This window comes from Nocardia bhagyanarayanae (assembly GCF_006716565.1).
GTDB classification, from domain to species: domain Bacteria; phylum Actinomycetota; class Actinomycetes; order Mycobacteriales; family Mycobacteriaceae; genus Nocardia; species Nocardia bhagyanarayanae.
Genome location: NZ_VFPG01000001.1, coordinates 1,374,289 through 1,390,712, shown reverse-complemented (window position 1 = coordinate 1,390,712; position 16,424 = coordinate 1,374,289). Strand labels below are relative to the sequence as shown.

General features: G+C 70.0%; 10 protein-coding genes. 4 read left to right on the top strand and 6 right to left on the bottom strand.

What is annotated here, in order from left to right:
- The 4 genes from FB390_RS05680 to FB390_RS05665 form a co-directional block, all read right to left on the bottom strand.
- On the bottom strand, positions 1-981 hold the full coding sequence (locus FB390_RS05680; RefSeq protein ID WP_141808004.1) for an AAA family ATPase: 981 nt from the start codon (positions 979-981) through the stop codon (positions 1-3).
- Positions 978-2,003, bottom strand: coding sequence for a DUF4129 domain-containing protein (locus FB390_RS05675; protein ID WP_141808003.1), 1,026 nt, complete (start codon positions 2,001-2,003; stop codon positions 978-980). Before FB390_RS05675 ends, FB390_RS05680 begins: the two co-directional genes overlap by 4 nt.
- Complete coding sequence (locus FB390_RS05670) at positions 2,000-2,815, bottom strand: hypothetical protein (protein WP_246123871.1); 816 nt, start codon at positions 2,813-2,815, stop codon at positions 2,000-2,002. The genes FB390_RS05675 and FB390_RS05670 overlap by 4 nt, the downstream gene beginning before the upstream one ends.
- A gap of 193 nt (positions 2,816-3,008) precedes the next feature.
- Positions 3,009-3,554, bottom strand: a complete 546-nt coding sequence (locus tag FB390_RS05665) for a TetR/AcrR family transcriptional regulator (RefSeq protein ID WP_141808002.1) — start codon at positions 3,552-3,554, stop codon at positions 3,009-3,011.
- Between the two features lie 90 nt (positions 3,555-3,644).
- Between FB390_RS05665 and FB390_RS05660 the strand changes: the two genes are divergently transcribed.
- Positions 3,645-5,192: an MFS transporter gene (locus FB390_RS05660; protein WP_141808001.1), complete on the top strand. Its 1,548-nt coding sequence runs from the start codon at positions 3,645-3,647 to the stop codon at positions 5,190-5,192.
- 183 nt (positions 5,193-5,375) lie between these two features.
- Here FB390_RS05660 and FB390_RS05655 read toward each other — a convergent pair whose 3' ends face one another.
- Together FB390_RS05655 and FB390_RS05650 are read right to left on the bottom strand one after the other, a co-directional pair.
- Positions 5,376-6,929 (bottom strand): adenylate/guanylate cyclase domain-containing protein, encoded by a 1,554-nt coding sequence (locus FB390_RS05655; protein ID WP_141808000.1) that lies wholly within the window; start codon positions 6,927-6,929, stop codon positions 5,376-5,378.
- 136 nt (positions 6,930-7,065) lie between these two features.
- Positions 7,066-8,853, bottom strand: coding sequence for a DUF4407 domain-containing protein (locus tag FB390_RS05650; protein WP_141807999.1), 1,788 nt, complete (start codon positions 8,851-8,853; stop codon positions 7,066-7,068).
- Positions 8,854-9,099: 246 nt separating this feature from the next.
- On the opposite strand from FB390_RS05650, the gene FB390_RS05645 reads away from it, so the two are divergent.
- From FB390_RS05645 to FB390_RS05635, 3 genes are all read left to right on the top strand, one after another.
- Positions 9,100-9,423 (top strand): chorismate mutase family protein, encoded by a 324-nt coding sequence (locus FB390_RS05645; protein ID WP_141807998.1) that lies wholly within the window; start codon positions 9,100-9,102, stop codon positions 9,421-9,423.
- A 668-nt stretch (positions 9,424-10,091) separates the two neighbouring features.
- On the top strand, positions 10,092-14,738 hold the full coding sequence (gene gltB / locus FB390_RS05640; RefSeq protein WP_141807997.1) for a glutamate synthase large subunit: 4,647 nt from the start codon (positions 10,092-10,094) through the stop codon (positions 14,736-14,738).
- Positions 14,731-16,200, top strand: a complete 1,470-nt coding sequence (locus FB390_RS05635; RefSeq protein WP_141807996.1) for a glutamate synthase subunit beta — start codon at positions 14,731-14,733, stop codon at positions 16,198-16,200. Before gltB ends, FB390_RS05635 begins: the two co-directional genes overlap by 8 nt.
- Positions 16,201-16,424 lie beyond the last annotated feature (224 nt).

The window sequence follows — 16,424 nt, the reverse complement described above, 5'->3', positions numbered from 1 at the left end:
CTAGACCGGAACCGGGACCGAGCCGAGCAGCGCGGACATGACGCCCTCGGTGGTGACGCCGTCCAGCTCCGCCTCCGGCCGCAGGTGCAGCCGGTGTCGCAACACCGCTACGGCCACGAATTTCACGTCGTCGGGCGTGACGAATCCGCGCCCGTTCAGCCACGCGAACGCCCGGGAGGCCGCCATCAGCGCGGTCGCGCCGCGCGTCGAGGCGCCGTGCTGCACGGCGGGCGCGGTGCGGGTGGCCCGGCACAGGTCGACGGTGTAGGCCAGCACCTCGGGGCTGATCGTCACATCGGCGATCGCGGCCCGTGCCGCGGTGATGTGCGCGGGCCCGGCCACCGGCCGCAATCCGGCGGCCGCGAGATCGCGCGGATCGAAACCGGCCGCGTGCCGTTGCAGGACGCGGAATTCGTCGTCCCGGCTGGGCAATTGGATGTCGACCTTGAAAAGGAACCGGTCCAGCTGCGCCTCCGGCAGCGGGTAGGTGCCCTCCTGCTCGATCGGGTTCTGGGTGGCGACCACGACGAACGGATCGGGCAGCGGCTGCGGTTTGCCGTCGACCGAGACCTGGCGCTCCTCCATCGATTCCAGCAGCGCCGACTGGGTCTTCGGCGGCGTCCGGTTGATCTCGTCGGCGAGCAGCAGATTGGTGAACACCGGACCGTGCCGGAAGGTGAACTCGGCCGAGTGCGGATCGTAGATCTGCGATCCCGTGACATCGCCCGGCATCAGATCGGGGGTGAACTGCACCCGCGCGTAGTCCAGATCGAGCGCGGTCGCCAGCGCGCGGACGAGCAGCGTCTTCGCCACGCCCGGCACGCCTTCGAGCAGCACGTGACCGCGGCACAGCAGCGCGAGCACGAGGTACATCACCGCGTTGTCGTTCCCGACGACCGCCTTGCCGATCTCGGCACGCAGCGCGCCGAACGCCGCACCGGCCTGCTCGGCGGTGACGCCCTTCGTGATGTCCGTGGTCATCCGACCTCCGTTTCGATCCATTCCAGTTGTGCGGCGACGATGTGCAGCGCGCCCGCGTCCGGCACCGGTCCGAAGAACGCGTTCCCGACCAACTGCCGGTCCGCGCCGCTGCGGGCCGCGATCGCGGCGACGAGCGTTTCGGGCGGCGCGTCGGCGCCGACCCCGAGCAGCGGCCGCAGTCTGCGCAGCGTGGCCGCGCGCAGTTTGGCGGCGACGTACTCGTGGTCGCGGGACTTGCGGTACAGCGCGGCCTGGCCCGCGAGCAGTTCGTTGGCGGCGACCTCCACCGGGCGCGGTTCACCGACCAGCGCGCCGCGCCGCCGAGCCCGCCACCACACCAGCAGCGCGAGGGCGATCAGGAACTGCAAGCCGCCGAAGGCCAGTGGCGCGGGCAACCGGGAGAAGATGGAGTCCTCGCCCGCGCCGATGTCCGGGCGGTCGATGTCGTTGTCGGAGGGCGGCGGTTCCGGCGGCGGGATGTCGGGCGGCGGTTTCGGCGCGGTGGGCGCGCCGCAGGATTGCATGGCGCCGTAGACCAGCAGCGCGAGCACGGCCACCACGGCGAGCGTCGCCCAGAACTTGGGATTCCGGAGCAGGTCCGGCAGCGGCGGAAGTTTCCTTCGGGTGCGCGGCGCGGCCTCCGCGACCTCCCGCTCGACGGGTTCGGCGGCGGGCGGCGGGGCCGCGGCGGAGAAGCGGTCGGCGTATTCGAGCCTGCGGTACTCGTCCTCGGTGGCCGCGCGGCCACCGTAGACGACCTCGTCGAAACTGCGTGCGGCGGGCTGGAGTTCGGTGGTCACCTCGAGCGGGAGCACGGCCGAGACGTCGTCGACGGTCTCGTCGGCCGTCCGGGAGCGCCTTACCTCCAGCACGCCGTGCTGTTCCATGCCACGTATGACGGCGCGGAAGCGTTCGCGCAGCGCGCGGTCGTAGTCGCGGCGCCCGGCGGCTTCCTCGGCGGCGGCGCGATGGTCGGCGGCGGGGCCGAGATGCGGGGGTGGTGGGGTCTCGGAGTGCGTCACCGCGCGTCCTCGCGCCCGTACGCGGTTCCGGACGGTATCCGGATGTCCAGTCCCTCGCGGCGGCAACGCAGATCGATGTAGGAGACCACGCGCGTACTCGCCTCCACGATCTCGCCGAACGCGACCAGCAGCAGCGCCGCGGCGGTGAGCAGCACGATCACCGGCCAGCGGTGGGTGCCGGAGAAGTCCGAGACGAACCACGGGATCGCCAGCAGCGGAACGGCGAGCAGCGTGAACAGGCAGCGCTGGCTCAACCACAGGCCCGTCAGCGGCCATTCCGAGCCCGCGACAAGCAGTTTCGTGCGGCGCACCGCGTCGCCGTGCGAGCCGTGCTCGGCGAAAAGCACCGGCGCGACGAGGAACCGCTTGGCGCGCAGGTAGCCGAGCCAGATCACCGCGAAAGGAAAGGTGATGATCAGAATGCCGCCGCCGACCAACACCGCGACGCCGATCAGCGAGAACAGCACCTGTGCGATCGAGAGCGCGGGCGCGACGCCGCGCACGCGGACCAGCGCGGCCCGCCACCCGATCCGCTCACCCGCGATGCTCGCCAAGCCGACGGGTACGGTGACGCCGCGCAGCAGCAGCCGCAGGAACCAGGCGCAGACGACGGTCGACAGGATCGCCGCCCACGCGGTGCCTGCGTCGGACCCGTCGGTGGCGTTCGAGACGCTGCCCGTGATCACCACGACGACGACCTCGGCCGCGACGAGTCCGGCCGCCGCCGTACCGGCCAGCGTGGCGATGTTGGCCTGAATGAGGGCGAACGGCAGGTCGAGCAGTTCGCGGAAGGTCAGCGGCCGGATCGGCACCGTCGTTCCAGGGGACCCTGGTACCGGATCGCTCCCCGCCCCGACGGCACCGGCCGGGTCAGCGGCTGGTAACACGCGGCCGAGTCTAATGCGCGCGACCGAGTGGGGCCCGCTATCCGGTGCGCGGGCAGGACCGGAGAAGGCAGCGCCGCACGATGGGGCACTGCGGAGCCGGGCCGTTGTCCGGTGCGCGTCAGCGTCGCAGCAGTCGATCCAGCACGCGCCGGTACCGCTCCGGGTCGATCGGCGGAAACCCGAGCAGCGCGCGCAGATACACCCCGTCGCCGACAAGTCGGACGATGTCGGCGTGCACCGGGTCGTCGATCTCGGCGTCCAGCCCGTCCGACCACGAGGTCATCAGGTCCGTGAGCGCCCGCTGCACCTCGTCGACCTCGGGGCCGGGGCTGGCGTCGATGGTGCGCATGGTGGCGAGCATCGAGCGGTAGAGCTCGAGTTCCACCGCGTCGGCGGCGCGGTCCGGGTTCGGCGTCTGGAGATACCACTCCGCGACGGAGGTGCCCTTGGCGCGCGCGTCGGCGACCTGCTGGGTGGCGCGATCGCCGAGGCGGCGGACCAGCCCGGCGAGCAACGCGTCCTTGCTCTTGAAGTGATAGAGCAGCCCGCCCTTGGAGACGCCCGCGGCGGCGGCCACGTTCTCCAGCGTCACCTGGGACATGCCTTTGTCCAGCAGCAACGTCTCGAGTGCGTCCAGGATGCGGTCCCGGGTGTTTGCCGTCACGGGTCACGACTATACCGGCTGGACGGTAATGTCTTGTACTATACCGTCTGGACGGTAAACATCCTTCGACGACGAAAGTCGAGAAAGCACATGAACGCCCGAACCACGACCGCGGCCACCACTGCCGCGTCGCCCACAAGAACCGCCCCGCCGCGCGCCACCGCGCGCGAGTGGGCGGGCCTCGCCGTGCTCTCGCTCGCCCTGCTACTGCTGGCGGTCGACGCCACGGTTCTGGACCTGGCGGTCCCCGCCATCAGCGCCGATCTCGCGCCGACCACGCCGCAGCTGCTGTGGATCATCGACGCGTACTCCTTCGTGCTCGCCGGTCTGCTCGTCGTGATGGGCAACCTCGGCGACCGCGTCGGGCGGCGCAGGCTGCTGCTCATCGGCGCGGCCGGCTTCGGCCTCGCGTCCGTGGTCGCCGCGTGGGCGGTCTCGCCCGCCATGCTCATCGCGGCGCGGGTGCTGCAGGGTGTCGCGGGCGCGACCCTGATGCCCGCAACCCTCGGCCTCATCCGGGCGATGTTCCTCGATCCGCGCCAGCGCACCGTCGCGATCGCGGTGTGGAGCGCGATGGCGGGCGGCGGCGCCGCGGCGGGTCCGCTGATCGGCGGCTGGCTGCTCGAGCACTACTGGTGGGGTTCGGTGTTCCTGGTGAACCTGCCGGTCATGCTGGTGCTCCTCGCCCTCGGCCCGGTGCTCGTCCCGGAATCGCGCGACCCGAACCCCGGCCGGTTCGACCTGCCGAGCGCGGCGTTGTCCATGCTGGCCCTGGTGCCGATCGTGTACGCGGTGAAGGAAGCTGCGGCGCACGGTCCGAGCACCACGCTCGCCCTCGTCGGCGCGGTCGGCGTGCTCGCCGGTGCGCTGTTCGTGCGCAGGCAGCGCAGGCTTGCGCACCCGATGCTGGACCTGAAGCTGTTCGCGCTGCCCAGCTTTCGCACCGCGGTGGTGACGAACCTGCTCGCGGTGTTCGCACTGGCCGGTGTGCTGTTCTTCGGTTCGCAGTATCTGCAGCTGGTGCTCGACAAGTCCCCGCTGCAGGCCGGGCTGCTGTTGCTGCCGGGTCTGGCGGCCAGCGTGGTCGCCTCGCTGGCGGCGGCCTGGCTGGTGCGGCGCTGGCGAGCCGGTGCGGTGCTGGCGGGCGCGCTGGTGACGGCGGCGTTCGGCGCGGTGCTGTTCCTCTGGCTCAGCCCCGACGTCGCGACGAGCACGATGCCGTTCGTTCTCGGCTTCCTCGGCATCGGCGCGGGTGTCGGTGTCGCGCTGACGGTTTCGTCGGACCTGGTGGTCAGCTCCGCGCCGGTGGAGCGGGCCGGCGCGGCCGCGGCGGTCTCCGAGACCGCCTACGAGACGGGCATCGCCCTCGGTGTCGCGCTGCTGGGCAGCGTGGTCATGGCGATCTTCCGCAGCGGCCTCGACCTGTCCCAGGCGCCTGGCGAATCGGCGGGTGTGGCGAGCGAATCCCTCGGCGCCGCCACTGAATTCGCTCGCCAGCTGCCGGATGCCGCGGCCGAGACGTTCCTGGTCTCGGTGCACGAGGCCTTCGTCTCCGGCATCCACCTGGCCGCGATGGGCACCGCCGCGGTGCTGCTGATCGCCGCCTGGGTGGCGTTCCGGCTGCGCGCGACGCAGTAGTGAACCGGCGAGGACTCGCACTCCGATCGGGGTGCGAGTCCTTCGCGCTCGCGTGCACCCGCGCGGCCAGGCCACCAAAGGTGACCCCCAACCGCGCCCGGGTGAAGTCGGTCTGGGACTGAAGGTGCCCCCCACGGCGCCCGGGCCACTGGAGGTGACATTTGGTCGGCCTGGCGAGTGGGCTCAGCGGGGGCGCGCGAGGGTGGTCGGCGCGACGCGGCCACGCAAGGTGACCGACTCGCCGAGCGCCCAGTGCTCGGCCTCGGCGGAATCCGCTGCCGCGACGGTCGACGCGGAGGCGAGCAGCAGGCCCGAATCCTGTTTGGCGAGTTCGCAGAGCCGCGCCGCCTCGTTGACCGCGTCGCCGATGACGGTGAACTCGTAGCGCTGATGGGCGCCGACGTTGCCCGCGACCACGCGTCCCGCCGCAACGCCGAGACCGGCGGTCAGCTCGGGGATCTCGCCGAGGCGGGCGCGGATGGCGCGGGCGCAGGCCAGTGCGGCGCCTGCCGCGTCGGGCAGCGGGCTCGGCGTTCCGAAGACCGCGAGCGCCGCGTCGCCCTCGAACTTGTTGAGCAGCCCGCCGCAGCGCTCGACCTCGTCCACCACGATGCCGAAGAAGCGGTTCAGCAGCGCGACGGTCTCGGTGGGCGGGCGGGTCGCGGTCATCGTCGTCGAGCCGATGATGTCGATGAACAGCGCCGCCGCGTCGGTCTCCACCCCGCCGAGTGCGGGCTCGGCCGCCAGCGCGGCGTCCGCGACGTCCTGGCCGACGTGCCTGCCGAACAGGTCGCGGATCTGTTCGCGCTCCCGCAGCCCTTGCACCATGTGGTTGAAACCGCTTTGCAGCTCGCCCAATTCGGTGCCGTCGTAGACCGCCAGCCAGACGTCCAGATCGCCCTTCTCCACCTGACGCATCGCCCGCCGCACACCCTCGATCGGCGCCACCGTGGCGGCCAGCGTCTGGGTCATCAGCAGCAGGCCGAATACCAGCGTGGCCCCGCCGAGGGCGAGCACGCAGACGGCGAGCCGCTCGACGCTCACATCGGAGCGGGCCAGCGCGAGCACCGCGATCACCATCAGGCCGCCCACCGGCACACCGGAACCGAGGATCCAGGCCAGCAGCGAACGGCCGAAGACGCCGATGCCGCGGCGGCGATGGGCGGGCGCGGCCTCCAGCACCCGGGTGGTCACCGGCCGAAGCGCGAACTCGATGATCAGATAGCTGTTGGCGCACACCACGATCGCGCTGAAACCGACGGCGAACGCGATCTTCGCGATCAGCTCCGGATCGGCCAGGCCGTACAGCGTCGTCAGCACGACGAGCCCGCCGAACCACAGCGCGGCCTGCTGTACCACCAGCTTGCGCGGCACCGCCGCCGCGGTGGACTGCTCCGCCTCGGTGGGGACGTGGTCGGGATCGATCGCCCAGCGCAGCGCGCCGAGTCCGCGCGTGGTGCCCCACCAGACGCCGAACACCGTCGCCAGCCCGGCGTACACGGGCGCGGCGAGCACGTCGAGCAGCAGCAGGTCGCGGGTGAATACGGAGGGGCCCGGCAGCACGAACCCGCCGAGCGCGAGCGAGACGACCATGCCGGTGAAGTTGGCGAGCAGCAGCGGCACCGTGAGCAGCAGTTGGATACGGATGCGTCGCACACCAGAGGACTCCTGGGGCGACCCGAGCAGTCGCGAGCCCCATGGCGCGGGCGTCTTGGCCGTCACATCACGCACCGACATGCGTGCAGAGTAGATCGCCGCGCGCGAACCCACTCGCGGACGTCACCACGGCTGGATGTCGCCCAACGGCGGCTCGCGACGACGGGGCCGCCGCACGAACGGGGCGCCGCCGCGCAGGCGATCACCGCGTATTCGGTCAGCGACCGGGCGGCAGTTCGCGCTGTCCGGATTGGCCCGGCAGCTCCCGCTGCTCACGGGCGCCCAGCTCGTCACGGTGCTCGACGGGCGGCAGACCGTATCCCTGCGGCCCGTATCCGTGCGGCAGCGCGGAGTAGTACCTCGGGTCGTGCGGCGACGGGTACCGGGCGTCCACCACGGTCGACGCGACGCGATGCGCGTGCCATGCCTCGGGCGAGCCGGGCGGCAGCTGATAGCCGACCGGCGGGGCGACCGCCTGCTGGGCCGCACCGTGCGAGTCCTGCGAGTCCACCGTCACCTTCCTGGTGCGGCGCAGCGTGAAGGTGATCTCCTCCACCTCTTCGAAGGCCTGCCGCGCCGTGCGCAGCGGGTGGGTCGCGGTGTCGATCGCGTTGGCGACGAACGAGGGCACCAGCGGGCGGATCCAGCGCGCCGCGGTGTCGGTGAACGGCACCGTGCCGATGATCGGCAACTCCAGACCGCCGCCTTTGGGCTCCGCGGGGGCCGGAGCCGGGGTCAGTGCGCCCGCGTTCGCGGTGGGCGCCAACGCGCCCGCGCCGACGGTCGCGGGCAGGTTCGGTGTCACGATCCCGTCCTGAGACACGGAGCTGTCCTTTCGGTCGGCAGCCGGTGCGGCTGGCAATGCGTGTGGCGTCGGCTTGTCCAAGCCGCGCGGTTCGGTGATGCCGATCTCCAGCCCGCCGATGGCCGCGATGACGCGGGTGCGCTGGCGCTCCCTGTCGATGGCGGTGTCGGCCTCCGCGGCGAGGCGAGCGGCGGTGAGCTGCTGCTCGGCGCGCAGATTCTCGGCCTCCGCGCGCACCTCGGCGCGCTTGATCGCGATGGCCGCCTCGGCCTCGCGCTCGGCGCGATCCACCACGGCCCGCGCGGCGGCGTGCCGGTCGAACGATGTCTCGCCGCGCCACCAGCGCAGCAGCAGTGGAAGCAGGGCGAGCAGCACGAAGGCGAGCAGCGTCGCGAAGCGCAGCAACAGCGCGCCGCCCGACGCCGCGGTGTGGTCGTTCATCGCGACCCAGCGCGCGCCGAGGCCGCGATCGCCGTCCGCGAAGGCGGCGGATCGGGCTGTGGCCGTTGCCGTTTCGGCCTCGGCCACGCGCTGATCCAGCTGCGCGGCGCGGTCACGGGCCCCGGTGTGCCGGTCGCGGGCGTCCTGGAGCATCTCGTTGGCGGTCTGCGATTCGGGGCCGCGGCCGGGGACGCCGGTGATCCGGGTCTGCGGGCACTCCGGCGTCGGGTTGAACTCGCACCGCGCGATCACCAGCATGCGGTCGATATCGGCCTGCGCGGCGGCGATGGTCTGGTCCAGCGCGGTCCGGTCGGCGCGCGCACGGTCCAGTTCGGCGCGCGCGGCGGCCACCGCGGGGGCGGATTCCACGGCCGCGTGCGACTTTTCGTCGAGCACCCGGTCCACCGAGCCGTCGAACAGCGCCGTGCCCGCGAGTTCGGCGAGCAGCACGCCGACGACGACGGCCACCGTGACGCGTCCGGTCAGCCCGAGCCGGTCGGGCATCCGTCCCGGGCGCGCGGTGGCGAGCGCGCGGCCGACGGTGCCCGCGATGAGCGCGACGATCAGCGCGAGCGGCACGATGGCGAGCAGCGGCCAGCCGTCGGTCGCCGCCAGCGCCAACGTCGTCACGATCCCCGCTACCAGGGCGAACAGGGCGACGGCCGCGCCGGTGACGGCGTAGCTCGCGCGTTCGTGGCGTTCGGTGAGTTCACCGGTCTGACCTCCGCCGAGCCAGGTGAACAAGCCGGTGACGGTCATGGGGATCTCACATCCTCTACGTCCCAGTCATTTGGCAGCTTGGCGAAACTGTCACAGATTCGTTGTCCCAGCGTGACAGGCAAGAGCCCGACACACCGAGTACGGCCGGGCCGATGTGTCGAGGCTCACAGCGAAGCGGCTTCCGGCGTGCCGTTTTCGGTGCCGAGCTGTCCCGTGTAGCCGGCACGAGGGCGATGGCTTCGCCTTGATCCGGGTGTTTTCGGTCGGATCGAGGCCGGCAAGACGGTGCAGTACGGCCTGGTCGCGCGCTGGCGGTTCGATCCCTCCGTCGCCCCGGTCACGCCGCCGGACCCGACCGGCGTGCGCCCGGCCATCGATCGGCTGAACGCGGCGATCGTCGATCGGCTGGCCGAGCACCGGGCCGAACTCGCCGCGCCGGATTGCATGGAACGGTTGGCGCACGGCGTTTTTCGCGCGCTTCGAGAACGCCGATCCGCTGTGCCGACTGGCGTGATTCGCGCCGCATCAGCGCTGTGTCGAGGTGCGCTGGTGCGCCGTGTCGAGGTGCGCGGGTGCGCTGTGTCGAAAACCACTGATCTTGTTTGCTGAAAATGTGCTGAAAGCCACAAGGGGCAAAAGAACCCGGACGGTCGGATAGCGTCCGAGGCTTGTCACAACCCTGTCGGAAATATCTCATCCAGGTCGCTGACGAGTTAGCCGCGGCACAAGGGGTTTGCCGTCCCGCGACCCGGGGAAATCATCTTCGATGCAGGTGAGCGCCTGTTCCCGGGGCTGAAGAGCCGCGTCGGACGCTCTCTCGGTGGCCCATCGCCGCCGCCCGGCACCGAGTGCCGGGGGATCGATCCAGGTCCATCCGCTGCTTTACACTGGACGACGCGCACACGTGGAGGACCGAAATGAAGAAGCCCAGCTAGACCAGGTTATTAGTGCTACCTAAGTTGGTTGGGCCCCGGACCTGACTTATCGTTTGCTCTTACGCCGAACACGAAAAGTTCGGCACCATCGCCCGCTCGGGCTCACCAAGTAGGTGCCCAGAGTAGCGGGCGAACACCCGCGCGGAGGTAAGGAACACGTAAGCGTTCCGTTACCGACTAGCACCCACTACGTATCCATCGCGGGTGGACAACTGGAGACGTGACTGCACGCCGGAAGACCATCAGCGCGGCTGGATTCCGGAACGTACGGGCGCAGTCTTGACGGAGGCGTTCGACGAAAGGCCGTTTTTCTTCGAAGGCCACTTTCTTGAAGGCAGAGGCATGACGCAACTTCCTGGCCACAGGTCACCTGGACCCATCGGTCTCTACGACCCGGCGAACGAACACGACGCCTGCGGTGTCGCGTTCGTCGTCGACATGCACGGCCGCCGCAGCCGCGACATCGTCGACAAGGCTATTACGGCCCTCTTGAATCTGGAGCACCGTGGTGCCGCAGGCGCCGAGCCGAACTCCGGCGACGGCGCGGGCGTCCTGATCCAGATCCCGGACCGTTTCTTCCGCGCGATCGTGGACTTCGAGCTGCCTGCCGAAGGTGCCTACGCGTCCGGCATCGCCTTCCTCCCGCAGGCCCGCCGCGAAGCCGCGCGCGCCGCCTACGGCGTGGAAAAGATCGTCAAGGAAGAGGGCCTCGAGGTTCTCGGCTGGCGCGAGGTGCCGATCGACGAGTCGTCGCTCGGCGCGCTGTCGCGCGACGCCATGCCGACCTTCCGCCAGATCTTCATCGCCTCGCCGAAGGGCGCCGCCGAGCAGCTGTCCGGCATGGACCTGGAGCGGCGCGCCTACGTCATCCGCAAGCGCGTCGAGCACGAGCTCGGCTCGCAGGGCGCTGGCGAGGGCGCCGTCGGCAAGGAGTCGGTGTACTTCCCGAGCCTGTCCGGCCAGACCTTCGTCTACAAGGGCATGTTCACCACGCCCCAGCTGCGCGCCTTCTACCTGGACCTGCAGGACGACCGGGTGGAGTCCGCCCTCGGCATCGTGCACTCCCGGTTCTCCACCAACACCTTCCCCTCGTGGCCGCTCGCGCACCCGTTCCGCCGGGTGGCGCACAACGGTGAGATCAACACCGTCACCGGTAACGAGAACTGGATGCGCGCCCGCGAGGCGCTGCTGAACAGCGACGTCTTCGGTATCGACTCCGCGGGCAAGAACCGCCTGGAGAAGATCTTCCCCGTCTGTACCCCGGGGGCGAGCGACACGGCCCGCTTCGACGAGGTGCTGGAACTGCTGCACCTGGGTGGCCGCAGCCTGCCCCACGCCGTGCTGATGATGATTCCCGAGGCCTGGGAACGCAACGAGAACATGGACCCGCAGCGGCGGGCGTTCTACGAGTACCACTCGATGCTGATGGAGCCGTGGGACGGCCCGGCGTCGGTGTGCTTCTCCGACGGCACCGTGATCGGCGCCGTGCTCGACCGCAACGGCCTGCGGCCGAGCCGTATCTGGGTCACCGAGGACGGCCTCGTCGTGATGGCCTCCGAGGTCGGCGTGCTCGACATCGACCAGTCCAAGGTCGTCAAGAAGGCGCGCCTGCAGCCGGGCCGCATGTTCCTGGTCGACACCTCCAAGGGCCGGATCATCTCCGACGACGAGATCAAGTCCGAGCTCGCCGCCGAGCACCCCTACCAGCAGTGGCTGGACGAGGGCGTCACCCGCCTCGCCGATCTGCCCGACCGCCCGCACGTGCACATGTCGCACGACCGCGTGCTGATCCGTCAGCAGATCTTCGGATACACCACCGAAGAGCTGAACCTGCTGATCTCGCCGATGGCCAAGACCGGCCTCGAGGCGCTCGGCTCGATGGGCACCGACACCCCGATCGCGGTGCTGTCCTCGCGCCCCCGCCTGCTGTTCGACTACTTCTCGCAGCTGTTCGCGCAGGTCACCAACCCGCCGCTGGACGCGATCCGCGAAGAGGTCGTCACCAGCCTCAAGCGCAACATCGGCCCCGAGGCCGATCTGATGCACCCCGGCCCCGAGTCGTGCAAGCAGATCGCCATCGAGCAGCCGATCCTGGACAACGACGAGCTGGCCAAGCTCGTGCACATCAACGACGACGGCTCGCGTCCCGAGCTGCGCTCGGTGGTCGTGCGCGGCCTGTACCCGGTGAAGAAGGGTGGCAAGGGCCTGCGCAAGGCGCTGGAGGCCATCAACACCCAGGTCTCGGCGGCCATCGACGGCGGGGCGCGGATCATCGTGCTCTCCGACCGCGAGTCCAACGAGAAGCTGGCGCCGATCCCGTCGCTGCTGCTGACCTCCTCGGTGCACCACCACCTGGTGCGCGAGCGCACCCGCACCAAGGTCGGCCTGATCGTGGAGGCCGGTGACGCCCGCGAGGTGCACCACATGGCCATGCTGGTCGGCTTCGGCGCGGCCGCGATCAACCCGTACATGGCCTTCGAGACCATCGAGGACATGCTGGAGCGCGGCGCGCTCGACCTCGGCACCGGCAGCCTGGAGACCGACTTCCGCAAGGCCGTCGCCAACTTCAACAAGGCGGCGGGCAAGGGCGTGCTGAAGGTGATGTCCAAGATGGGCATCTCCACCCTCGCCTCGTACAACGGCGCGCAGCTGTTCCAGGTGATCGGTCTGTCGCAGGACCTGGTGGACGAGTACTTCACCGGCCTGCGCTCGCACCTGGGCGGCATCGGCCTGGACGAGATCGCCGACGAGGTCGCGGCCCGGCACCGGGTCGCGTTCCTGGAGAACCGCAACGAGCGCGCGCACCGCGAGCTCGAGGTGGGCGGCGAGTACCAGTGGCGCCGCGAGGGCGAGTACCACCTGTTCAACCCGGACACCGTCTTCAAGCTGCAGCACGCGACCCGCTCGGGCCAGTACTCGATCTTCAAGGAGTACACCAAGCTGGTCGACGACCAGTCCGAGCGGCTGGCCTCGCTGCGCGGCCTGTTCAAGTTCAAGTCCGGTGAGCGCGCGCCGATCTCGATCGACGAGGTCGAGCCCGCCTCGGAGATCGTGAAGCGGTTCTCCACCGGCGCGATGAGCTACGGCTCCATCTCGGCCGAGGCGCACGAGACCCTCGCGATCGCGATGAACCGGCTCGGTGGCCGCTCGAACTCCGGTGAGGGCGGCGAGCACCCGGCCCGCTTCGAGGTCGAGGAGAACGGCGACTGGCGTCGTTCGGCGATCAAGCAGGTTGCCTCGGGTCGCTTCGGCGTGACCGCGCACTACCTGACCAACTGCACCGACATCCAGATCAAGATGGCCCAGGGCGCCAAGCCGGGCGAGGGCGGCCAGCTGCCCGCGCACAAGGTGTACCCGTGGGTCGCCGAGGTGCGGCACTCGACGCCGGGCGTCGGCCTGATCTCGCCGCCGCCGCACCACGACATCTACTCGATCGAGGACCTGGCGCAGCTGATCCACGACCTGAAGAACGCGAACCCGCAGGCGCGGATTCACGTGAAACTCGTCGCGGAGCCCGGCGTCGGCACCGTCGCCGCGGGTGTGTCGAAGGCGCACGCGGACGTCGTGCTGATCTCCGGCCACGACGGCGGCACCGGCGCGTCCCCGCTGACCTCGCTCAAGCACGCGGGCGGTCCCTGGGAGCTCGGCCTCGCCGAGACCCAGCAGACGCTGCTGCTCAACGGTCTGCGCGACCGCATCGTGGTGCAGGTCGACGGTCAGATGAAGACCGGCCGCGACGTCGTGATCGCCGCGCTGCTCGGCGCGGAGGAGTACGGCTTCGCGACCGCGCCGCTGGTGGTCTCGGGCTGCATCATGATGCGCGTCTGCCACCTCGACACCTGCCCCGTCGGCGTCGCGACGCAGAACCCCGTGCTGCGCGAACGCTTCACCGGCAAGCCGGAATTCGTCGAGAACTTCTTCCTGTTCATCGCCGAAGAGGTCCGCGAGCTGCTGGCGTCGCTGGGCTTCCGCACGCTGGACGAGGCCATCGGCCGGGTCGACCTGCTCGACACCTCCAAGGCCAAGCAGCACTGGAAGGCCAGCAAGCTGGACCTTTCGCCGATCCTGGACGACGTCGAGACGGCGTTCATGTACCAGGACCGCCGCTGCACCAAGTCGCAGGACCACGGCCTGGACAAGGCGCTGGACCAGCAGCTGATCACGCAGAGCCGGGACGCGCTGGAGCGCGGCAAGCCGGTGAAGTTCGAGACCAAGATCACGAACGTGAACCGCACGGTCGGCACCATGCTCGGCCACGAGGTGACCAAGCTGTACGGCGGCACCGGCCTGCCCGACGACACCATCGACATCACGTTCACCGGTTCCGCGGGCAACAGCTTCGGCGCCTTCGTTCCGGCGGGCATCACGCTGCGCGTGCAGGGTGACGCGAACGACTATGTCGGCAAGGGTCTTTCGGGTGGTCACATCGTCGTGCGCCCGTCGCAGAACGCGCCCGCCGATTTCGTCGCGGACCAGAACATCATCGCGGGCAACGTGATCCTGTTCGGCGCGACCAGCGGCAAGGCGTTCATCAGCGGCGTGGTCGGCGAGCGGTTCGCCGTGCGCAACTCGGGCGCCACCGCGGTGGTCGAGGGCGTGGGCGACCACGGCTGCGAGTACATGACCGGCGGCCGGGTGGTCATCCTCGGCGAGACCGGGCGCAACTTCGGCGCCGGTATGTCCGGCGGTGTGGCGTTCGTCTACGACCCCGACGGCACGTTCGCCGCGCGGGTCAACCCCGAACAGAGCGACGCGATCGAGCAGCTCGCCGGTGACGACTTCACCTGGCTGCACGAGATCGTCACCGAGCACCGTGACCAGACGGGTTCGGCTGTCGCCGATCGCATCCTGAGCGATTGGTCGCAGCAGGTGAACCACTTCGTCAAGGTCATGCCGCGCGAATACAAGAAGGTTTTGCTCGCCATCTCCGAAGCTGAGAAGAGCGGCAAGGACGTGGACGAGGCGATCATGGAGGCCGCACGTGGCTGACCCACAGGGATTTCTGAAGCACACCTCGCGGGAACTGCCCAAGCGGCGTCCGGTTCCGCTGCGCCTGATGGACTGGAAAGAGGTCTACGAGGACAAGTTCTCGCACGACACTCTGCAGACCCAGGCCAGCCGGTGCATGGACTGCGGTATCCCGTTCTGTCACAACGGCTGTCCGCTGGGGAACCTGATTCCCGAGTGGAACGACCTGGTGTACAAGGACCGCTGGCGCGACGGCATCGACCGCCTGCACGCGACCAACAACTTCCCGGAGTTCACCGGCCGGCTGTGCCCGGCGCCGTGTGAGGCGTCCTGCGTCCTCGGCATCAACCAGGACCCGGTGACGATCAAGCAGGTCGAGGTCGAGCTCATCGAGAACGCCTTCGACGAGGGCTGGGTGACCCCGGTCTACCCGACCCGCATCACCGGCAAGAAGGTCGCCGTCGTCGGTTCCGGCCCGGCCGGTCTGGCCGCCGCCCAGCAGCTGACCCGCGCCGGTCACACCGTGACCGTGTTCGAGCGCGCCGACCGCATCGGCGGCCTGCTGCGCTACGGCATCCCGGAATTCAAGATGGAGAAGCGCTTCATCGACCGCCGTCTGGCGCAGATGGAGGCCGAGGGCACCATCTTCAAGACCGGCGTGAACGTGGGCGTCGACATCACCGCCGAGCAGCTGCGCGAGCAGTTCGACGCGGTCGTGCTCGCCGGTGGCGCCACCCTGGCCCGCGACCTGCCGATCCCGGGTCGTGAGCTGGACGGCATCCACCAGGCGATGGAGTTCCTGCCCTGGGCCAACCGGGTGCAGCTCGGCGACGACGTCACCGACGCCGATGGTCTGCCGCCGATCCACGCCAAGGGCAAGAAGGTCGTCATCATCGGTGGCGGCGACACCGGCGCGGACTGCCTCGGCACCTCGCACCGCCAGGGCGCGGCGTCGGTGCACCAGTTCGAGATCATGCCGCGTCCGCCGGAGGAGCGCGCCGCGTCCACTCCGTGGCCGACCTACCCGCTGATGTACCGGGTCTCCTCGGCGCACGAGGAGGGCGGCGAGCGGGTGTTCTCCGTGAACACCGAGCGTTTCGTCGGCAAGGACGGCAAGGTGACCGGCCTGGAGGCGCACGAGGTCAAGATGGTCAACGGCCGCTTCGAGAAGGTCGACGGCACCGACTTCACCCTCGAGGCGGATCTGGTGCTGCTGGCCATGGGCTTCGTCGGACCCGAGAAGCCGGGCCTGCTCACCGATCTCGGTATCGGCTACGACCAGCGCGGCAACGTCCAGCGCGACAAGAACTGGGCCACCAACATTCCCGGCGTCTTCGTCGCCGGTGACATGGGCCGCGGTCAGTCGCTGATCGTCTGGGCCATCGCCGAGGGCCGCGCCGCGGCCGCCGCGGTCGACCAGTTCCTCGAGGGCGAGACGGCGCTGCCCGCGCCGGTGACGCCGACGATGGTCGCCCAGCGCTGATCGACCCGGTTCGAACCGAATAGCGCGAACGCGAGGCGCCCGTGGACAACTCGTCCACGGGCGCCTTCGCGCGTTTGCTCGCTGAAATCGGACATCGGCGTGGCCCGAATGGCATATGGGGCGCGCGGGCCCTATTGTGATCTTCGGCGTGCGGCGGGGCCTGCGGGATCCGGGGGTCGTCGTGCACGTCGTAAACGGCCGGTAGCTCGAGTTAACCCGCCGTG